Origin of the sequence: Siphonobacter sp. SORGH_AS_1065 (assembly GCF_030818595.1) — a bacterium.
Lineage (GTDB): Bacteria > Bacteroidota > Bacteroidia > Cytophagales > Spirosomataceae > Siphonobacter.
In genome coordinates this window covers 25,653-46,084 of the sequence record NZ_JAUTAM010000002.1, presented here as the reverse complement: position 1 = coordinate 46,084, position 20,432 = coordinate 25,653, and the positions used below count along the sequence as shown (strand labels likewise).

The 20,432-nt window shown below is 41.8% G+C and carries 16 protein-coding genes; 1 reads left to right on the top strand and 15 read right to left on the bottom strand.

The window, feature by feature from the left end; genetic code table 11:
* Window positions 1-224: 224 nt before the first annotated feature.
* Both QE390_RS00745 and QE390_RS00740 read right to left on the bottom strand, forming a co-directional pair.
* Complete coding sequence (locus QE390_RS00745) at window positions 225-632, bottom strand: hypothetical protein (RefSeq protein ID WP_307140684.1); 408 nt, start codon at window positions 630-632, stop codon at window positions 225-227.
* Between the two features lie 139 nt (window positions 633-771).
* Window positions 772-978 (bottom strand): hypothetical protein, encoded by a 207-nt coding sequence (locus QE390_RS00740; RefSeq protein ID WP_307140683.1) that lies wholly within the window; start codon window positions 976-978, stop codon window positions 772-774.
* A 1,321-nt stretch (window positions 979-2,299) separates the two neighbouring features.
* Between QE390_RS00740 and QE390_RS00735 the strand changes: the two genes are divergently transcribed.
* The gene (locus QE390_RS00735; protein ID WP_307140682.1) at window positions 2,300-2,551 is read left to right on the top strand and encodes a hypothetical protein; all 252 of its coding nucleotides are present in this window, start codon (window positions 2,300-2,302) and stop codon (window positions 2,549-2,551) included.
* A gap of 140 nt (window positions 2,552-2,691) precedes the next feature.
* Here the strand turns inward: QE390_RS00735 and QE390_RS00730 are convergent, their stop codons facing one another.
* From QE390_RS00730 to QE390_RS00670, 13 genes are all read right to left on the bottom strand, one after another.
* Entirely contained in the window at window positions 2,692-4,674 is a 1,983-nt protein-coding gene (locus QE390_RS00730) for a hypothetical protein (protein ID WP_307140681.1), read from the bottom strand.
* Between the two features lie 117 nt (window positions 4,675-4,791).
* The gene (locus QE390_RS00725; RefSeq protein ID WP_307140680.1) at window positions 4,792-5,997 is read right to left on the bottom strand and encodes a glycosyltransferase; all 1,206 of its coding nucleotides are present in this window, start codon (window positions 5,995-5,997) and stop codon (window positions 4,792-4,794) included.
* The gene (locus QE390_RS00720; protein ID WP_307140679.1) at window positions 5,994-7,142 is read right to left on the bottom strand and encodes a glycosyltransferase family 1 protein; all 1,149 of its coding nucleotides are present in this window, start codon (window positions 7,140-7,142) and stop codon (window positions 5,994-5,996) included. Before QE390_RS00720 ends, QE390_RS00725 begins: the two co-directional genes overlap by 4 nt.
* Window positions 7,143-7,145: 3 nt before the next feature.
* Window positions 7,146-8,483, bottom strand: coding sequence for a hypothetical protein (locus QE390_RS00715; protein ID WP_307140678.1), 1,338 nt, complete (start codon window positions 8,481-8,483; stop codon window positions 7,146-7,148).
* 12 nt (window positions 8,484-8,495) lie between these two features.
* A complete protein-coding gene (locus QE390_RS00710; protein WP_307140677.1) occupies window positions 8,496-9,659 on the bottom strand; it encodes a glycosyltransferase family 4 protein in 1,164 nt (387 codons plus the stop codon).
* A gap of 48 nt (window positions 9,660-9,707) precedes the next feature.
* On the bottom strand, window positions 9,708-10,955 hold the full coding sequence (locus QE390_RS00705; protein WP_307140676.1) for a glycosyltransferase family 4 protein: 1,248 nt from the start codon (window positions 10,953-10,955) through the stop codon (window positions 9,708-9,710).
* A gap of 13 nt (window positions 10,956-10,968) precedes the next feature.
* Window positions 10,969-11,529: a hypothetical protein gene (locus QE390_RS00700; protein WP_373424519.1), complete on the bottom strand. Its 561-nt coding sequence runs from the start codon at window positions 11,527-11,529 to the stop codon at window positions 10,969-10,971.
* A 25-nt stretch (window positions 11,530-11,554) separates the two neighbouring features.
* Window positions 11,555-12,658, bottom strand: coding sequence for a hypothetical protein (locus QE390_RS00695; RefSeq protein WP_307140674.1), 1,104 nt, complete (start codon window positions 12,656-12,658; stop codon window positions 11,555-11,557).
* Between the two features lie 38 nt (window positions 12,659-12,696).
* Window positions 12,697-13,935: an acyltransferase gene (locus tag QE390_RS00690; protein WP_307140673.1), complete on the bottom strand. Its 1,239-nt coding sequence runs from the start codon at window positions 13,933-13,935 to the stop codon at window positions 12,697-12,699.
* Between the two features lie 29 nt (window positions 13,936-13,964).
* A complete protein-coding gene (locus QE390_RS00685; RefSeq protein WP_307140672.1) occupies window positions 13,965-14,900 on the bottom strand; it encodes a hypothetical protein in 936 nt (311 codons plus the stop codon).
* Window positions 14,901-14,934: 34 nt separating this feature from the next.
* The gene (locus QE390_RS00680) at window positions 14,935-16,230 is read right to left on the bottom strand and encodes a polysaccharide biosynthesis protein (RefSeq protein ID WP_307140671.1); all 1,296 of its coding nucleotides are present in this window, start codon (window positions 16,228-16,230) and stop codon (window positions 14,935-14,937) included.
* 26 nt (window positions 16,231-16,256) lie between these two features.
* Window positions 16,257-18,938: a polysaccharide biosynthesis tyrosine autokinase gene (locus QE390_RS00675; protein WP_307140670.1), complete on the bottom strand. Its 2,682-nt coding sequence runs from the start codon at window positions 18,936-18,938 to the stop codon at window positions 16,257-16,259.
* A gap of 30 nt (window positions 18,939-18,968) precedes the next feature.
* Complete coding sequence (locus tag QE390_RS00670) at window positions 18,969-20,429, bottom strand: capsule assembly Wzi family protein (protein ID WP_307140669.1); 1,461 nt, start codon at window positions 20,427-20,429, stop codon at window positions 18,969-18,971.
* Between the last annotated feature and the right edge of the window lie 3 nt (window positions 20,430-20,432).

The following is a 20,432-nucleotide window of genomic DNA, read 5'->3' as shown; positions in this document are numbered from 1 at the left end:
TTCGACTTCGAGCATTCTTCAGGGCATAGGCCTGGATCGTTTCCTTTCGGATTAGATGAACTTTCATAGGTAACACAAAAATGCACAAATGTTCACTTTTTGTGAACGTTTAATGAAAAATCTTTAGAAGTATAGTGATTTTACATGCTTTAAATGACCGTTTGTAAAATGTTATGAAAGCAAAAATCTCTTCAAAAAAGACCTGAAGGACTTTTTGTTATCTATTAAGCTAAATACTGAGTTAGGTTGTTCTGTATTATCCAATCCGGTAACGGATCATCGCTGAAAAGGACTTCCTCTATTTGCGAATTATTGACATTAATGAATAGAACGCTGCTAAAGATATCTTGGTAGGTCTGGAAGAGAGGAATGGTGGCAGCATACATTTCTTGAATAATGTCGGGCTTTACTTCATGTCCACCACTTAAGAATCTCAGGTTAGCTCTGTCTAAGCATAACTGGATATCATTTGTAAAGAATAAAAGTAGATGAATGAGATTTGAACGATCAAAAGCGGCAATTGAATTTAGATAATCATAATGAGACTGAAACCCCAAGTTTAACTCCAAGGCAAAATCTTCTCCAGAGAAAAGATGATTTCTAATTTTCTGATTGGTACTGACCGAAGCCAAGTCTTTGTAATCAGAAAATCCCTGTTTTTATATTGGTAGCCAGCCAGATCCTGATCAACAATGGGCACATATTCGGGAATGAAGTTAACCGCATTGGAACTTTTGCCTACGCCCGGAGGCCCCGCAATTACATAAATATTCATCGAACAATGAGTACGGTTCCGTTTTTGTATTCAGCAACCGTATGCCCATCTTCCCGGACGTAGACGAGTGGCTGATTAATGGAAAAAAGGTATTCTTTCGTTTTTTCCATTCGTTGCTGCCGCCATTCTGCTCTTTCCCGACTGTTCATCAAACGAGGATGTTTGACCATCGTTCCGACTCTGTATTGAATACGATCTTCCATAACGACTATTGATATATGAATGTAAAAATACGACAGATGTTCGATCTCAAAACTTTCTCTTTTTATTGTATGGCACTAAAAAAGATTGACAGTTTTAGAATCAAATTAAATAGGTAAACTCGTTCTGGAATATTGACTGTTTTTTTGCTTAAATGGTTTCCGAACCCGCCATTTTTTAGGTAGATCCTCTTTCATTTGGCGGGCTTGAGCAGGAGTTAAGTACCCACATCCTCAATAAAGGTGATGCAAACTCATATAATCTACTGTCTGGACGGCACGCCGTGCGGACCATAATTTATTTCGGATGGAAATTTTGAGTCGCATGGGCGATCCCGTCTTTTATGATTTCAGTAATGATCGTCTCCAAGGTCTCAGACTTAAGCCTTTCATAATCAGGTAACTTCTGAGTTTCTATTAAGTAGGTCAATCTCCTCTTTTTCCTGTTCATGATTGATTGACAATAGTAGCGTCGCCGGTAATACTGGTAGTCTCGATTCTAGCCACCAAGACAAGTTCGACAAATTTTTAGTATGCTGCAAAATCTGGTTTTCGCTGACTAAACCGATTCGGTACGACTCAATTAATCGCCAGCGGAACGCAGCATCTTTAGAACTTTTCTTACAATCTAGAATAGAGTTGACTTTCTTGATATCAAAGAATCACAGTCAAGCTTTTTAATAATATACATCCTAGATATCAAGGGCAAATAAATAAGGGATTGATTTTTTATATTTACGCTTTATAATTTAGGATATAATTCGTGTGTTGTGATATGATAAAAATCAATACACTAACTATGAATTTATATAACTAGGTATGACGAATATTTAAGTTTAAAAAAGTAAATGATGAGAGCATAAATGAAGTAGTATAGACAAATTAATAGGAAAGTATATTGCTTTTATTGTTGATTTTGTTTTATTAATTATTCGTCAAATAATTAATATTAAAAAGATAAATATATCCCTTTATAAGATGTTATAAAAAATAGTAGTATTTTGCATGTTAGATAAGAATACATAAGTTGATAATGATCAATACGGATACCATTACTGGCCCTAGCTTTTCCCTTAAAAATCGTTTATGTCGGTTCGTATGGAATTGTAGTTCACTGCTTTTTTTTTATTATTCACCAATACCTTTCCATGGCTGGAGACGTTTTGTTCTTCGGTGTTTTGGAGCGAAAGTTGCTAACGGAGTACACGTTTATCCCGGCGTTAAAATATGGGCTCCCTGGAATTTATCGCTTGACTCTGAATGTGGTATTGCTAAAGGAGCAATTCTTTATAATCAGGCTCCTATTCACATTGGACGTCGAGCTGTGATTTCACAAGAAGCCTTTCTTTGCTCGGGCACTCATGACTATCAGGTGCCTGGTTTTCCTTTGAGAGCTTACCCTATTCATGTGGGTGCTCATGCGTGGGTAGCTGCACAAGCCTTTATTCACCCTGGCGTAACTATTGGAGAAGGCTGCGTTATCGGAGCCAGATCAGTCGTAACTCGTTCAATGCCCGAATGGATGGTATGTGCAGGCCATCCCTGTCAGCCTATTAAAGAACGTAATCGTTGGTAATCAGTAGCTTAAAACAAAAATGCCAACACATCTTTACCTAACATGTGCTGGCATTGAGAGGGTTTCTACTTTAAATGAGGCTAGATTTATAAAACACCAACTTTGTTAGTAAGCTCGCTGGCTTATTGTTCTAAAGTACATTAATTATTCTCTAATTCCTTATACACTTCCTTCCATAGCTGCTTACGGTATTGCTGGTAAAAAATTTCCCAGTTATCTTTTGCATCCTTCGCCCGTAAAAGCTGATCTACTAATTCTTCAACCAGAGCAAAAGCCATTTTATTTAAGTCCTGAGCCCAGTTATCGAATTCATGCTGGATTTTGTACAAGCAGGCTTCTACCGAACTGGTAATGTAGGTTAGAATGTCTTCGGTGGTATCTTCGCGAGATAAACGTAGGGAAATGTAGTCCGGTGTAAGTGTATCCAGGTGTTCACGAATTCGGAAATGTAGAAATCCTAAATAGGAGAGTTCAAAATGAATGAATGAGTTTAACGGTATTGCTAGGGATTCTAAATTGTTTATTTCCTGAAGAAGTTTTTGTTCAAATATTTCTTCAGGATTTTGGATTGAAAGTAATCCCGCTAGCTTTCCCTCATTTTTTAAAATCGTAAATACATCTTGCTTAACCTGTTGTAATACCTGATTTAAAGTTTCTCCTAATTTTAAAAAAGATTGTGTAATGAACGTCCGATATTCATTAAGATATTCTTCGTAAGTTCTATTATAAGATCCTAATGTATTACGGGTTAATTCAATCTCACGGACTGTTAATTTAGCTACCTGATCCAGGCATTCTTCTTTGATGGAAAGAAAGCGTTCCTGGATTTGCTGGTTAGGCATTTCTCGAAGTGCTTCCAGCTGTTTTAAATTTTCTTCACAGGCATTGGTTAACTCCAGCCATACCGCATTAAATAGTTTTTTAAATATGGGAAAGTCTCTGGTATCCATAGGGGTATGAATTATACTATTAAAGTCGTCAAGTAATTTCGTAATTTGTTGACTCAGACTATTGATGCGGTGCTGGTAGGCCTGCTGATCCTGTTCATCCCACGTATCCAGTTCCTCTCCCATCGCTAACAGAATTTCTTCCATGACTTTTCCCTGTACTTGCTGTTGATCTGAGCAATCCACAACGAAGCTCTGGGCGAATTCAAGACCATTCCTAGTACTAGAAATCAGGAGATCCTGGCAATTTTTCAAATTATCTTTTAACGCCGGACTACGTGTATGATTGAGAATTAAATAGGAACATTCTACCATGGAAACATTGGTCCGGTTGCTAACGGCCTCCTGGCAAAGTTGGTAGAGATGCAAGTCAGCCGGTTCCCAAACGGCTCCCAGTGAATCAGGTTTACGTACATATAGGATAAAATCTACCTGAGTTACCAAGTTTTTCAACAGCTCTTCTTCATTGACCAGGCCTGTATCGCCTAATCCAGGCATGTCAATGAGCTGGATAGCTCCCACTTCCTGAGCAGGGAAAGCTGTTTCAATAATGACTTCCTGTACGGCTAAATAGGCATAGAGAGGTTCCCGATTCTCTGTTACCTGAGCTACGTATCGTCTGATTTGTTTTAGAGGAATCGTCTGAGTTAGGCCGGTTAAGAGCTGGCTATACCTGGAAAAGTTCTGATGTAACGTTTGTAATTTTTTATAACGAGCAATAGCAATCGAATCAGTCTCTACACTAAGGTCAGGTAAGGGATGAGATGAAAATTCAGCCAGATTGGCAGGAATAGGGCCAAGAGCTAAGGCTTGGTAATAAGGCAGAATGACTTCTTCAAAAAATGCCTTACGACTGTAAAAATGAACATCTGCGGTAGTTTGATTAGGGCGATTTACCATTCGGCTAACCGTACCCGTACAGTGCGAACCATCACCATCAGGAATAAAGGAATTAGCTAAACCCGATATACTCTGTAGAAGTCTGCTTTTCCCCTGCCGGGCACGCCCCACTACGCCGATATTAATGGTTTGCCGCGAAAACCGCTCGTTCAACTGAGCCAACTGTTTTTGCTCTTGTTCAATTAGTGCCAGCAAGTGGGATAAATGACGGGCATCAATGGGAAAGGTTGTTTCTTTATTTTGATAGGTAGCGAGAATGGAAAGGGAGTGGCTCATGGCTGAAAGCCTCTGCATATCCTGTCCTACTTTGAATGCAGCTTCAGATCGCCTATGAAGGATGTGTTGTACGTTAGGTATCATTTGAACAACAGGCTATCAGTGGAAAGATTTGGATTAGTGAGCGTAAAGCAATTCCTTGAGACGCCAGGCCACCGGAGAAATGGAAAACGTGTCTTCAAATAAAGAGCGGGCCTGCTTTTCCATGGATAGACGTTGCTGAAAATTGAGTCCGGTCCAGGTTCGTAATAGTTCCAAAGTGCCTTCCGTTGAAACGTCTGAAACTAGACCTGCTCCTGCTTTTTTAATTTTAGGGGCAATGTTAATCTGATCAGAAATCAAAACGGGCTTCTGGCAAGCCAGAGCTTCGACCACAGCAATCCCAAAATTCTCCTGGTGACTAGGGAGAATAAAAGCTTCACATCCATAAAAAGCCCCCCATTTGGCATCGCCACTGAGCATTCCGGAAAAGTACACCTGTTGCCTAAGTGCCGCAGAAGACTGCACCATTTGATACGTTTTTTTACCATAAGTAGTATTCATACCGGGACCGGCAATAACTAACTTAGGTAATCGTCTACATTGAATAATAGCTTTCTCGTAGGCGTTCAGAAGAAGATCAACGCCTTTTTTCTCGTGCAGCCTGCTCAGAAATAGTAAGTAAGGTTGCTCGCCCACTTCCGGGCAATTCGCAAGAAAGGCCTTTTTCATCCTAGCCTCGAACACTGGAGGATCGTCAATGCCTAAGCCCACTTCAAACGATTGTTTCGGATGGTAGGGATTAAAGCTCTGTTGAGCTAACTCTAATTCTCTTTGGCTGGTGAATAACAATCCGTCAGATTCATTAATGAGCTGACTTTCTATTAATTGCCAATATACCGTATTTCGGATCGCCTTAAAGCGACGCTGACCCACTCGCTGAAAATAGGGGTCAAGCATTCCGTGGGGCATGATGTAAAGTTTAGGAATCTTCTGACTGATTGCTTTATTAGATTGATAGAGCTTTTGAAATTGATTCCATACTTTATGGGTGCAGTAGCCATTATATAACCAAAGACCATGAATGATAATGGTATCGTATTCCATCAGGTGAGCTAATAGCCACTTTTCGAGTCGTTGGGTATACCTCCACGGTCCCTTCACTGGCCCTAGTGCATGAATCAGGAACGGATAGTTTTCCAGGAAAGTAGAATCTACCGGGTCTAAGCAGACTACCTCGCTGTGCACGTTTATGGTATTCAAACTAGAGATTAGGTGACGCAAAGCTTGACAGGTTCCCCCATCACTGGGATTTAAGCTGTTAATAACATGTAATAGTTTCATAAGGCGGAGGAGTTACAGATGCGGTGGTAAATTTTTTCCATTTGAAGTAACATGGAAGCCTGGCTGAACCTTCTCACATTAAGGAAGCCTTTAAGCCTCATCAGATCACTCTCTTGAGAGGACTGGGAAAGAATGTTATCGATGAAGGAAGCTATTTGTGGCAGCTCCATTTCGGGCTGAATCAGATAAGCCGCGTCTCCGGCTACTTCTGTCATAGGAGCCTGGTCGATGGTCAATACTAAACAACCGCAAGCCATGGCTTCGGCGATGGGTAATCCAAATCCCTCTGCTTTGGAAGGGAAAATAAGCAGACGAGCTCCTGAATAAATGCGTGATAATTCTTCATCATTTATTTGGGTCAGGAAATAAATATCCTCCTCATAAGGCGAAGCATCACAAGCTTTTTGCAAGGCTTCATCTGGAGAACTGCCTATCAGAAGTAGCGGTAAGCTCTGTTCGGAAGTTTCACGCCAGGCATTATAGATCTCTACAACCCGGAGCCTATTTTTATACCACTGATTTCCGCCCACGTGCAGAAGGTATCCCTGCGAACAATCTATTTTCCACTTTTGACGTATCCAGGTCCGACAATCTGCCGGGGCATAAGAATGATGCAAAGGATTTAACCCGTTATATACTACTTCTGAAGTAATGGGCTGGCTGGTTAATAAATTCTCTAAGTCTTGCTTGGTTTTCTTAGAAACGGAAATAAAATGTTTGCCGTGGCGGAAACCGCTTCTAATGTATGCCTGATATAATTTTCCCGTCCAGCTCATTTGATATACCGGTAACAAACGCAAAGCCGATTGCTGGGCTATAAAATCGTGGCAATGAATCACATGAGGCCGATGAGCCATCAGCGGTACCCAAGCCCCCAACGCATGATCGGTGATGACCAAAAGTGCGTCTTTGGGCAGGGTTTTGAGTCGCTTTTTCACTTGCCAGGGGAACCGTACATACTGATCGAGATACCCCATCCATTTCCGAATGAATGATCCCGGAAGCATTTTATAAAAAAAGGGCTCAACGGTCCATAACTCTACGGTATGATGCCGCTCTTTCATCCCAGCCATGAGTTGATGAGTAAAGCGAGGCATACTTTCCGATTCAAAAAAAGAAGGGTGAGTGAAAAAGATTAAATGCATGGGTTATGGAAGATCAGTGCGGTTACGTTCCCGATTCGGAGATTTTTTTAAACAGGCTAACAGCATACCCCCGCTTACCACGGAAAACCCAAGGGAAGTAGGCTGCCCCCATTGGCCTTGGGGTATATTCAATAAGAAAAAGCTGAGTAAAGACCAGGGTAGCAGATCTTGCTGACCAAGTTTTACAAAACTCATTTGGGCTAGTTTAACGCTAAATAGGAGTCGGATAAAAATGCCAGCTAATCCTAACAGGGGGCCTAATTCGCCTATCAAACGGGCCCACTCGTCTTCGGAATAAATGAGCATCGTTTGTTTACCTGACAATAGCACACCTCCCACACTCGTACCAATGCCCTGTCCATATCCCCAGAAGGGAATACTTTCCATCATTAGTAACGAATGAAACATTCCTCCCAAATAGCGATCACCAAGTACGCCTTTCATTCCTCCTTCGCTTTCGGTAGCTGAAACAAAGCGAGAGTTGAAGGCTTCCATGGCCGTATTAAAAAAGGGTAAGTAGCTTAGAGCTAAACCAAGTATTACTATTACTCCAGCGATTACTAATAAGTATTTTCCCTTTTGTGGTAATCTTAAAACGATGACAACGGTAAAGCCTAGCGTAATAAGTACCTGAAAGAATAAAGCTCGGCTGATGGATAGCGGAATGGCTACTAATAATGCTAATGTAGCCGCAATCAATAACCAGCGATTAATTTCCCGGATGGATAACCAGAAGTAAAAAATAAATCCGGCTATGAATCCATAAAAATGCGTGGTTCCATTCGTAAAGGAAAAGGTAGCTGAGGGCCGGAAAAAACCTAACGCCCCGCTAAAGCCAGAACCTTTCATATCACCGCCAACCCCGCGATTTACCCACGCGGTCTGAGGACTGTAAAATTGCCAGGCGATGAGCAGTGTCATGGGTATGGACAGAATGAGTAACCATCTGCCTATTTTCAGGATGTCCGAACGGTTCCATTCTTGGCCAAAGATGAACATCAGTGGAAAATGAATGAGCCAGACACGTGCTCCGAAAAGGGCTACTGCCAGATTCCCGTGCCCGAATAATAGGGCAGTAACGATGCCTAGCGAACCAATTAGCAGCATGCCTATCACATAAAAAACAACGGAACGCAGTTGACGAGGCCAATACGCTACGACTAAAACCAGAGCCAAAGGGTCACGGATTAGTAATAGAGGACTAGCCAGCCCCGGCAAAATCCACTTGCGTAAGGCTCCTTCAAACAATAGCAGGCCCACATAAAGACTCAGGCCCAAACTAGCCCATGAACGTTTCGCTGGAGGGGCCAGGGTTCGTAAGGTGCTGTTTGCGGTGTACATAAGTGGAGGTTATTAAAGTAGCGATCGCAGGGATTCAATGGTTGAGTCATAACTGTAGGGTTGAATAATTTCGGCTGAATCCGGTATATGCGTAAGCCGTTTGTCTGTAAGCACCCACTTCAGTCGTTGAGCCAAGGCGTCTACCTCTCCTGTAGGGAAAACATATCCATTCCTTCCTTCAACTACCAGATCAATCGAACAACCCGTTTGGTCGGAGACGATAATGGGTAAATTGAAATTCATGGCTTCATTGACTGAAAGGCCCCAGTTTTCTCCGGCTCCAGAACACATGACAAATACGTCACTTATGGCGTAGTAGTCTGAGATGGCGTTTTGATTGACAAACCCCGTAAGAATTACTCTATTAAGCTTCTGGGTGTGAATGTACGTTTGAAGCGACTCCTGAAGAGGGCCCGTACCCACCATAATCAGCCAGCAATCCGGGTCATTCAGTTGTTGAAAAGCCTTGATTAAATCAAGCGGCCTTTTCTTTTCAATGTATTTAGCGGTGAATAAGATAATCTTGGCCTGTAAGGGCACATGCATGTTCTGCCGTAAGGTATCCCGGTCTTTTTTAAGCTTCTTAAATTGCTCAGTGAACCGCTGATTATCAACCGCATAGGGACTGTTGATCAGGCGTTTTCCTGCAATGCCGTGTTTCTCATAAAATCGCCTGTTTTGCGTACCGACGTAGAGGAAATAATCAATGCAGGGAAAGAGCAGATACTTGAACCCCAAATATTTGAAGCCTTGCAACCATCCTTTCTTTAAGGCTTCCTGATTTTCGGCAGCATCACACCGCAGGCAAACGGTATGGCCTACTGCTTTTCCTAGCAGCAAAACCAGTAGGTGCGTCAAGTAATGCCATCCATGCACGACAATAACTGACTTTGGATGCTTGGACAGTTTACGGATTATACCCCAATTTATCAGTCCTGTAAAACCTCCATAGATAGAAGGCTTCCGGGCGTAGTTTTTGAAAAATTGATAGGGATAACCTTCCAGCAAGGGAATATCCCATTTGACCTGCGTGTTGAACTCCAGATCTACCGCTCCCCGAATAGATTCATCAGAACAGTACCAAACTTCAATCGGCATACCTTCCGATTGCATCTGTTGGTACATAGGGGTAAAGTACTGAATAGGATGTGAGTTAATAAAAATAAGCTCTTTCATCTGGCGGTAACTCGTGTGTGTAACAATAACTTAGGTTACGGAGATAGACTAGCGTCTCAAGATATGCTCAACAACGCTGGCTAACTCATATCCATATTGCTCCCAGGAGCGTTGCCGGGCCATTAGTAAAGCCTGTTTACCAACCGTTTCCAGTTGATCTGGTTGGTCTAGTATAGATTCTAGCTGGGCACACAGAGCTTCCGTTGAGCCTGCTTTAATGATCCAGCCGCTGTTTCCATGTTTGATAATGTCCGGGCCGGCGGTATGAGCAGTGGTAATGACGGGCATTCCCTGCGACATGGCCTCCGTAATTACCAGGCCAAAACCCTCAAAAAGAGAGGGAAAGACCAGTACATCGTGCTCCCGCATGAGCTTCAGTATTTGGTCGTTAGCCAGAGAGGGAAACCAGCGGTGTTGAGCCAGAGCCTGATTGAGTGGCTTGCAGTGTAAGGTAGTTTTTTGCCCTACCAGTGTTAATTCAACCTGTGACTTCAAGGCATCAACCGCTGCCAGCAGGTTGGCTAGTCCTTTTCGCTGGGTAAGGCTCCCTACGAACAATAATTTTAGTTTGTCTCCTTTCCGCTTATTTTCATAGGTTCTCTGTTCAAAAGCCGGAGGAAAGCCGTAAGGAACCACATGAACGGGAGCCAGTTTTCCCGGAAAAGACTGTAAGGTTTGGGCGGTAAAACTGCTGGCAACAAAGATGTGATCAGCCATCCACAGTTCTTCGTCTTTTTTTTGTAACTGAAACGTAGTGCTGGTTAAACTGGGCATGGTTTGAGCCCATTCGGGCCATCGCTCACTCTCGGTTTCCATTAAGCGTTGCCCCACCCGCCAGTACCCTATGGGCAGATCGTATAAGCACTTCAGTTGATATTTCTGAGCCTGACGAAAAGTCCACATCGTCGTATCTTCAAATCCGTATACGGCCCTAACGCCCTCCTGACTCAGTTTTTTAAGGCGACGAGCTACGGAATGGTCAATATGCTGCACCACTTGTTCGATGGCAAAAATCTGCCGGGGAGCCAGTAGTGAATGTAGACTAAACTTCGTTGCGAATAATCGCCCCAGCTCCCGCCAGGGGTGCATATGGGTGACAGGCTGTAATGAAGAGGGAAACTGACGACGACGAATTTCAGACAAAGCAGGAATGCTCGCCAAACGATCCAGAAAACTACCCGGGAAACACGCGAGACTTACATCCAGCTCAGCCAGAAGATTAGCCTGTAATAGACCAGTCGCAGCGGCCTTAACATTTGCGTTCCCAGATAAGTGAAACAAAATAACGGATCTCATTATACGTAAACATTTATCCCAGCAACCAGGAGCGGTTGGCTGCTAGAAATTCACAAGGATTATAGGTTAGGAGTGGGGGGCGTTGCTTCGTTAATGGGAGAGCGGGATTACCCATAACAATTTGCCCGGGAGCTACTGATTGACGTACGACGGCTTTTGCCCCTACAACAGCTCCCCGGCCAATGCGAACACCCGGCAAAAGCGTAGCACCCGTCGCTACCCAGGCATAATCTTCAATGATGACGGGTTTAGTGGTCTGCCGCCATTGCGAATCGCTTACATCATGAGAGGCTGTTAGAATTTCAACCCCATCATTAATACAAACTCGTTTACCGATATAAACCTGATCGTGAAGGGTAATCTGGACACGTCCTAAAAAGGCTTCTTCTCCTATGGTTAAGTAACTCAGCGTTCCCTGAGCTTTTAAAGGACCAATCTCAGCTTTGGAATGAATACGGGCTCCTTTGCTGGTTAATCGCCAGCGAAAATAGTTGCGTTCAAAAAGCTCTTTCAATGTTAGGATACGTTTGGCCCAGGCTTTAAAAAAAGCCTTATCTATATGCTCGAAACGCATTCTATTCTGCCACAAAAATGAGATACTAGCCATAGAGTGTATGTATAAAGTATGGAGCAACGCTGTCTAATTCATTGGGGGTTATAGGCCCTCGGGGTTCATTTAAACAGAATGACAGGTTTCCTTTTTCATAGATTCGCAGATCTGTTGCCGAAGGATGCTCTTTATAGCCTTGCACCTGCCAGGGATTAGCCAAACAGATGATGGGTAAACCATGAGCTCTCATGGCCATTACGGTTCCACTTTTTTCCAAAAGCAGATAGGGCGTTGATGTGATGCCATGCGTGGCTTGTTGAAGCATTTGGGAGATGACCTGAGGTGGCTGAAATCCCAGATTTCGCGTAGGGATGCCGTTTTGGACACATGCCTTAATCCAGTTGTCTATCTCTTGACCGTTATTACCTATAAAGGTTACCTGTGCCGTTTGCGAATGTTGGCTTGCATACTGGGCTAATTCCTGAGCGAAATCAAGAATGGCCGTTCCGGCATGAATGCCACCAAAAACTATCAATTCCAGCCCCTTCCTAGTGGCTTTTTTCTTTCCAGGAACAATGGGAACATTAGTAAATAAAGGAAGATACTCGGACTGATAACCCAGCCGACTTAACTGCCATTGGTACAGTCGCGTCTGAGTATGAATAACTCGTGGAGCTAACTTTATCAAAAGATTTTTGATAAGCATCCTTTGAGCCATTCCCCATAAGCGAAACTTCCAGCTTACGTTCTTTTCCATACCCACCCATAACTCGTGAAACATCACCTCCCAGCTTCCTTTATGGTTCAAACGGCTCAATTGAGAAGCCAGACCTACCGGCAGCCCTTTTCTCTGATAAGCAAAGGGGACGTATTGCAGACTCACCCAGTCGGGTTTCTGTAGGGCTATCCATTCATTAACCTGCTTACTTCTTACTCGTTTAGAAACCCCGGCAGGGATTCGTAAAACCTGAATAACCGTGCCTATTTCATCCGTTTGTAACCCGTTTCTACTTTCATTAATATGCGTATCCATCCATGCTACCATCGAGACGTGATGACCTAACCGAACAAGCTGGCCAGCCAGTCTTCGGGTATAATCACCTACTCCATCGTAGCCAGGTTCCAGATTACTACAGATGAACACGATCTTCATAGAGTTTACTAAGATTAATCCACGCTTGAATAGATACCTTACTTAGACTGGTTATAGAAAAAGGAGCTAATCCAGGGTTGGAATTTAATTTCCAAAATGAAACTGATCAGTATAGTCAGTACGCCGTAAGTACCCAGCCGTATCATAAATTGCTCGGTGTTATCACCAATCCAGTTTAGGCGTTCGAATAAATGTAGTAAGGGTAAATGAATGATGTAGAGACTATAAGAGATACCTCCAATCCAGCTCCCGTAATGAATGATCTTCTGTGATAAGACTTCCACCCATGAAAAACTATTCACTAGAAATAATAAACTTATGAGGGCATAAATGGTAAAAATGTAGACATCCTGATTGCCCTGCCAAAACAAGAATAGTAGACTTAGGATGGAAAGACCTTGCAGCAGGTAATAGATACTCATTCGATATTTGAACTCTTTTCCCGTGAAAAGCAATACAACCATAATGCAGTAGGGGGCATAGGAAAAATCTAGAAATGAAATAGCTCTATGATACCAATCCACACTGTCTGGGTAATCGAAGTAGTGATGAAAAACCTGCTTGGTTACATTATAGAGCAGTTTGGTCAGAAAGTTTGTATTTCCTACGCAGAGCAATAAAAAAACGGCACTGATGAGAAGCGAATAATTGATTTGCTTGACTTTAACGGTAAAAGATCGGGCAATGACAACTCCAGAACACCAGAAGCTAAACCCAAACCCATAGGAGGTAAGCAGAGGGTAATCTGTCAGGCAATAGTAAATCAACACCCCCCAAAGGAAAGCTCCTAACATGACTACTTTCGCATTCCAGCGAAAATAGGCCATTGGTATAAAGAGGAGGTAAAACACTACCTCATAGTGCAGTGACCAGATTGGGTTATTCTCTAATAAAACGGGAACTAAGAGTACTTTTAAAAAGGTAAAGTTTCCAAGAATGACCTCCCATGAGTAGGTTTCTTTACTAACGGCCAGAGTAAAGACTATGCTAATGAAATAAATAGGGTATAGGCGAACAAATCGTTTTTTGAGGTAGGGGTAAATATTTTTTTTCGTAAACTCAATAGGGGTAGTTAAGCCTATTACATACCCTGAAATCACAAAAAACATCAATACACTCACATGACCGGATGGCTCCAGCAATTTAAGCTGGACGGGGATATAGCCCGGCATCAGCTTGTCTTCGTAGTAGATCATGTGGTGAACAACTACAAACAAAGCGGCAAAGCCTCGTAGCGACTCTAGGTTATAATCAAACAAATGGGATCTGCGTGTCATAAATTTCTAAAGTGTGGGCGGTTCGATCATTAGTTACGCCGGTAAAATCGGCTTATAAAAGAAGCTATTCGCAGGGCTATTCGCTTCCGCACAATGTCATAGGACTTATACAAACAAACGGGCTCTTCTACATACGCCCAATAAGCTTTATCTGCACGGGTTGGCGGAACACCCTGGAAAGCCGATAATAAAAAGTTCTTACGCCAGGGCTTGGGAAAGCCCGTTGCATGAGACATGGTCCAGCCGCCAGGCACAAAATCCATGGCTTCTGGTCCCATTTCACTGACAGGACTCTCGCAACACATGGCCGCTATATTCATCGCATCCTGATCAACAAAATTGAATGGATAAGATCGATCGAAGGAAGTAAAGCAAGTGGGGTCCGTATTGTGCTGTTTTACAATGGCCTCAATGACTTTAATCCATATATCAATGAACTCGATATTATTGCGATTAACCCCACAGAATCCGGCATTGATGTAGGAATGGAGTAATCGGCGTGGAAAGAGGTTGATTTTCTCAGCAGTTCTTTCCCAGGCTACCCGAAATGGATGTTGAGGCCCCATGTCATGTCGAATAATCTCATGAACCAAAGCAACTCCGCAACTTGCCCATTCTTCAAAAAACGCCCAGCGACAATTCACTAAAATGTCTGGATCAAAATAGAAAATAGAGGTGGCCTGAGCGGCCGGTCCTAATAGGAGTTCTCGTATGAAATAGGGTTTATAGTTAGCGAAATGGTAAGAGGTCTGAATAAGAAGAAAATGAACGTCAAGCCCTTCAGCCCATGAAAGGGTCTTTACACCTGTTTGAAAAGAAGGGGCTTTCTCGGCCCAATTAGGTAAACTTCCTCTGTAGCCTACATAAACCTCACCTCTATAATTATTAGTATAAAGAGAATTGATTAACGCCGCTACTCCGTAGTGGTAATGGTTTTCAAAAAGTGTGCATACAATAGATGCCATATAATTTCGGTTAATAAGACCCCATCAGTAGCAGCTACAGAACTACTAACGGGCTTTTTTCTTTAACAGAAGGAATGTTTATGATTTTAAAGAGCCCATACCCTGCATTCATAAGTACCTGAACTACTGTTATTGCCAGGTAAAAAGTTAAATTTCCAGCCAGCGAATCCACCTTTATAAAAAGCAAACCAGCCAGAATTGAAATGACGTTAACGGGAATAGAGATGTAAGCGGCCAGAGCCCAGCCTCGACTCGTACATAAACTGAAAGAGATCCCGGCCAGAACTCCCAGACAGGTTCCTATTGTATTTAAAAGAAGCTCATTCCCCAGACCCGCATATTGTCGCCCCAGAATGTAAAGTACTTGGTTAGGGAATAATCCTACTAGTACACATACGATAACCCCAAGCCCTAAGAAAAGAGCGTGTGTTTGTAAATAACGTTTCAAAAGCAGGGATGCCTGAGCGGGTAGGCGAGCAAATCGCGGCACAAGTAAAGTATTTGCCACCATTACAAACAACCCTAGTACCGTTGTTAATCGGCCTAAAGCTCCTACTTGGGCAACCGCCTCTGTCGTATTATAAAAGGAAGCCAGCCAGACGACGAGTTGTCCAGATACGCAGTAATATAAGGCCCCCGGTAAAATACGTCCTATGAAAGACAGAATGAAACGCTTCACATCAGCGTCCTGATCTTGAGACCAGTCTACATACGCATATGTTCGTTTTTTTAAGTCTCGATTAGCCCAGAGTTGAGAAATTCCAGCTGCTAAAATAGCCACCCAGGCCCAGGCAAAACTGTATACACCTACTACCGTCAGGCCCAGACGGGCAATGTTCCCCTGGACCTGATTTTTCTGCAACATTACTACGTCTTGGTGTAGTTTGGGTGCCACTTGTAAAAGACTATTAGTCAACGTTGCGATGAACGCAGGAATGAGACTAATAACAATCAAAACCGAGATGATCCAGCTTACCTGGTGATGCCTCAATAGGCCTACCAATACAGGGACCGCAACCATCAGACTTAGAAAAGCTAATTTGTTTTTCAAACCCACGCCTGTTTGAATCACCTGTCCAAGCTTTCGGGGATTATTCCAGTGAGCGGCTCCCTGAGCCATTACTCCTGCTGAAATACCCCCATCGGCTAATACGGTCATCGTTCCTAACATCGTGTTGGCTAAGGTATAAACGGCATACTCCTGAGTGGGAAGCAGTCGGATAACCAGAATACCACTCAGTAAGGACAATACCTGAATACTTCCTTGGGCTAGCCCCGTATACGTAGCTAGTCTAACTAATTCTATCCATCGTTGTATGGAATAGTGCATGGATGTACAGCTTCTAAAAAATTCTTTTATACTTTCATGGAGAGGGCGATCTTCTTCCGACTATCATCAATTTCCAACACACGTACGCTAACCTGTTGCCCTATCTGCACGATCTCCAGGGGATCCTTCACATAGTAATCTGCCAAATGAGCCAGGTGAATAAGGCCACTCTTATTATTTTCTAGTTTGACGTAGGCTCCAAAAGGAACAATACGCTCTACCACTCCTTCGACGATCATTCCTTCGGCTAGAATGACGTCTTTTGTAATAAGCGTAACCGATTCTTTATTCGCTTCGAGACTAGTAGCAGTGGATAGCTTTTTTGGAGTGGAGGCTCGAGGCCATTCGCTATCCTTTATTTTCTGAAGCCATTTTTTAGAAAAGGTATGTCCCTTTTCCTTCGCTTCATAGTCTCCGTATTGACCATACTGACCGTAGGGTTCATAGAAATTGTGAACCGGTACATCATTCAGTACAATGCCTATATTAGGTAATCGCTGCTGGTAGTGAAGTTCTCTTATACGACTAACTTGTTGCCGGGTAGTATAATTAAACCGGACTAAAAACAGCGTAGCATCACAGTAAGGTGCTATGATGGAAGTATCTGTTACCAAGCCATAAGGAGCAGTATCTAATAGAATATAGTCGTACTTCCTTCGTAAATCATTGAAGAGCAGATTTAAGCGACCATTACTTAAAAGTTCAGAAGGATTAGGCGTTAAAGGTCCTGAAGTAATGATATCAAAGTTTTTATGCTCTCCCGCCGATTGGATCATTTGTTCAATTTCTAATTGCTCAATCAAGTAACCAGAAACACCTTTTTGATTATTCAAGCCTAAAAGGATATGAAGCGTAGGTTTGCGTAAATCCAGTCCAACAACAATTACTTTTTTACCGACATCAGATAGGGTTTTGGCCAAGTTGATACTAACCAAACTCTTCCCTTCTCTACTCATCGATGAAGTAATCAAGATTATACGAGCTTTTCCGTCAGCTAGATAACTTAAATTGGTTCGTAAGGCTCTAATCTGTTCGGCGACACTATTATGGGTAGGAATAATAGCTTTTTCCCTTAGTACGCTCCTTTCCATTTTTACATGGCCGATTTCTCCAATAATGGGGACCTGAGCAAGTTGTTCTACCTCCTTACGGCTTTGTACCTTGTCATTAAAAAAGAGAATAATGTTTACTAAAATAAAAGGTAATAAAAACCCTGCAAGTATTGACCCTAGCCATGTGGAAGCCTTTTTGGGGCTAATAGGAATAGGTGAACTATAAGGTGGATCAATTAAGCGATTGTCGCTAACGGTAGAAGCGGAAGCTAACGCCATTTCTTCCCTTTTCTGAAGTAAATATAAATACAGGTTTTCTTTGATTATTTGCTGCCGCTTAATTTCCACGTATTGTCGCTCCTTCTGGGGAATACTACGAATACCTGCCATAAGTTGCTCATTAGTAGCCGTTAGATTCTCTTTTGTAAGTGCTAAACTACTCTGTATGCTTTGAACAGTCTGAAGGATGGACTTCCGAGTCGTTTGTAACTGACTATCTATAGTTGTAATGATAGGATTTGAATCACTTATGGTTACCTGAGCTTTTTTTCGCTGTAAGTTCAGCTCGCCATACTTGACAAGTAGGGATTGAAGAAGAGGGTCAGCAAGTACATATGTAGCTGAAGACATATCCTCTTCTCCAGGATTTTTCATGTATTTGGCTATCGTATTAAGTATTTTAATTTGCGTCTGAACTTCATTCCTCTGAGCATCATTCTCTTTTATTCGTTCCAGAAATAATTCAGATTCTGTGCTAATATCTGTTATACCATTTGAACGTTTATAGTCTTCAACATTCTTCTCAACCAATTTTAATTCATCCGTTAATAAGCGTAGTCGTTCTTGTATAAATTTAATCGTATTGTCTGCCTCCTGATTTTTATCAAAAATAAAGGCTTCTACATGAGCATTAAATAAATTCGATAATACATCTTCCCCCCTTTGGCGAGAAGTATCTTCAAAATTAAGTTCTAAAGCAGTACTCTTTTCAAATGAATTTTTAACGGAAAAACGGGCCTTCATAGAGTCAATCAATTCTTCGATATTATGGAATTGGATATAGATATCTGTATAAGGCGACGCTCCTACTTTCTCAACTTTACATATACCCCAAGTTCCTCGAATAGATTGCCCCCATTTAAAAAGTCTTGTATCTTCATTAATACTGAAATACTTATCATTTTTTATATGTACAATAAGAGAAACATTGTCTTTAAAATACGGCACATTTTTAAAAATTACATTGACAGGAGATTTTTTATATAAATCAACAGGCTTTAAGCCATCCTTGGAAGTATATGAAATAGTTAAATTAAGTTGTTCAATAACCTTTCTGAACAAAGGCTTAGATTTTAACTGTACGATTTCATTTTCTACATGATTATTACCATTAACTTGACTTAATTCAGCTAAAATATCTTTTTCGGCAGAGCTTAAGTTTTTTTCGGATTCTTTTACCAGAATAGTAGCAGAAGTGAGATATACCTCTGGAGATTTTGATAGAAAAAAGTATCCTCCTATTAAGCATAGAGCCATAAAAAATACAAACAAATACCAATAGCGAAGACAGCGAATGAGATATGTTTTGAAAACGTTAGGACCCAATTCATTTCCAAAATAGTCAGTATCACCTGTTTCTTTTATCGACTCAGCCATGGGAATTAAAAGGTATAATTTGTAATCTTTTTATCGGTTTATTAAAAAATGCTTAGGAGACCCTACTAATACCTTTTCAAATCCTACCATTAAACCCATGTTTCGCGTTAAATCTCCCCAGTCGAAACTGAGTCTTGCAAATAAGTCCCATTTTTTGGTAACATTCAATACATTAACTTGCTGTGATCCGTATACTTGTAGCTTGGGAGGATTGAACAAATACGCATGAGCATAGCTGCCATAATTTTGAGTGTAGGTTAGTTTGGTGCGGCATGTAATTTTTTTAGTGATTCTGGATAAGGCTGCTATATGGAATCCGATAATTCGATTATTGATCATATTACTATTACCGAAAATCGTTTGCTCAGGCCCATCCCAATTAAAGGGAACAATTTCTTTAAAGTAGTGGGTTCCTCTTTGGCGATTAATAAACAAAGGAGTTCCAATGATTCGGTTCAGATATTCCCATCCTGTTTTGTAGTAGCCGTTATCATAATAGCTTTGTTGTTCCTTACCAAAGCTTTCCATTTGCCTGGTATAAATAAACTCACCTACTAACATTTGCCAAAAGGAATCTTTATCTTTAAAAGACACCTGAAGTCCTGATAAATTGTCGCGATTTTTGATGGATATACCCGTTCCACTTTCAAATGGAACTTGATAATAGGCATGAAGAGAAACCCGATCCATCTCCCAATCCATTCCTCCTTCCAAGAGCCCTCTCTGATCACCAGGGCGATTAGGTAAGATTCCAGGATTGACGCTGCCATCATTGGCCTCACGGACCCAGAAAACGTCCCAAAATCCACCCATAGACCGTTTTAGAGCAATAGAACCACGCTCTCCCCCCCATTGAGCAAAATGCTGTACGCCACCGTAGAATTTAATATTTTTCAATTTGAGTCGAACGTATAGCATTTTCTCGTGCAGCCATGAATGTTTCATGTACTGATCGCTGCCAAACCAACCATGACTTATTTGACCCTTAAATTCCAGTAAGCCTCTTGTAAATGGCACTTCAACATAATCAGTGAGGGCCATACTTATCTTAGGCATAGGGCGAGCATTGCTACTAATTCCTAAAGATCCGCTTGATAAGTTCCGAGTTAACTCACCCGAATAATCCTGATACCAACCGCCTCGTAATTGCAAATGATTGTAACTGGCTTTTACGTATGCTTCTTCAAAAAATGCATGTTTAAAATGCTCATTCAAAAAGCTTCTTAACCCATATTTTAAAGTGAAGGCTTTCGATTTATCCTTATTTGTTTTTAGTAAGTGCTGAGAACGAATATCTATATAAGATGAAACGTCCACTTGGTTATCACTAAATACTCCATATTGATTAGATATGGCCCATAAGGGTTGATACGAACAACTTGCTAAAGATCCAACAGAAGCCAGGGATACAAACAATGAATCTTGAGCTTGTATTTTTCCAGCTAATAATATGAACCCATACCACACATACCTTCTTATAAAAAAATGCATGGG

Bases quoted from the DNA above. Each gene is read 5' to 3' on its own strand.
- QE390_RS00685 (WP_307140672.1), bottom strand. From the start codon at position 14,900: ATGGCATCTATTGTATGCACACTTTTTGAAAACCATTACCACTACGGA.
- QE390_RS00715 (WP_307140678.1), bottom strand. From the start codon at position 8,483: ATGTACACCGCAAACAGCACCTTACGAACCCTGGCCCCTCCAGCGAAA.
- QE390_RS00670 (WP_307140669.1), bottom strand. From the start codon at position 20,429: ATGCATTTTTTTATAAGAAGGTATGTGTGGTATGGGTTCATATTATTA.
- QE390_RS00710 (WP_307140677.1), bottom strand. From the start codon at position 9,659: ATGAAAGAGCTTATTTTTATTAACTCACATCCTATTCAGTACTTTACC.
- QE390_RS00695 (WP_307140674.1), bottom strand. From the start codon at position 12,658: ATGAAGATCGTGTTCATCTGTAGTAATCTGGAACCTGGCTACGATGGA.
- QE390_RS00720 (WP_307140679.1), bottom strand. From the start codon at position 7,142: ATGCATTTAATCTTTTTCACTCACCCTTCTTTTTTTGAATCGGAAAGT.
- QE390_RS00680 (WP_307140671.1), bottom strand. From the start codon at position 16,230: ATGCACTATTCCATACAACGATGGATAGAATTAGTTAGACTAGCTACG.
- QE390_RS00690 (WP_307140673.1), bottom strand. From the start codon at position 13,935: ATGACACGCAGATCCCATTTGTTTGATTATAACCTAGAGTCGCTACGA.
- QE390_RS00725 (WP_307140680.1), bottom strand. From the start codon at position 5,997: ATGAAACTATTACATGTTATTAACAGCTTAAATCCCAGTGATGGGGGA.
- QE390_RS00730 (WP_307140681.1), bottom strand. From the start codon at position 4,674: ATGAGCCACTCCCTTTCCATTCTCGCTACCTATCAAAATAAAGAAACA.
- QE390_RS00740 (WP_307140683.1), bottom strand. From the start codon at position 978: ATGGAAGATCGTATTCAATACAGAGTCGGAACGATGGTCAAACATCCT.
- QE390_RS00700 (WP_373424519.1), bottom strand. From the start codon at position 11,529: ATGCGTTTCGAGCATATAGATAAGGCTTTTTTTAAAGCCTGGGCCAAA.
- QE390_RS00675 (WP_307140670.1), bottom strand. From the start codon at position 18,938: ATGGCTGAGTCGATAAAAGAAACAGGTGATACTGACTATTTTGGAAAT.
- QE390_RS00705 (WP_307140676.1), bottom strand. From the start codon at position 10,955: ATGAGATCCGTTATTTTGTTTCACTTATCTGGGAACGCAAATGTTAAG.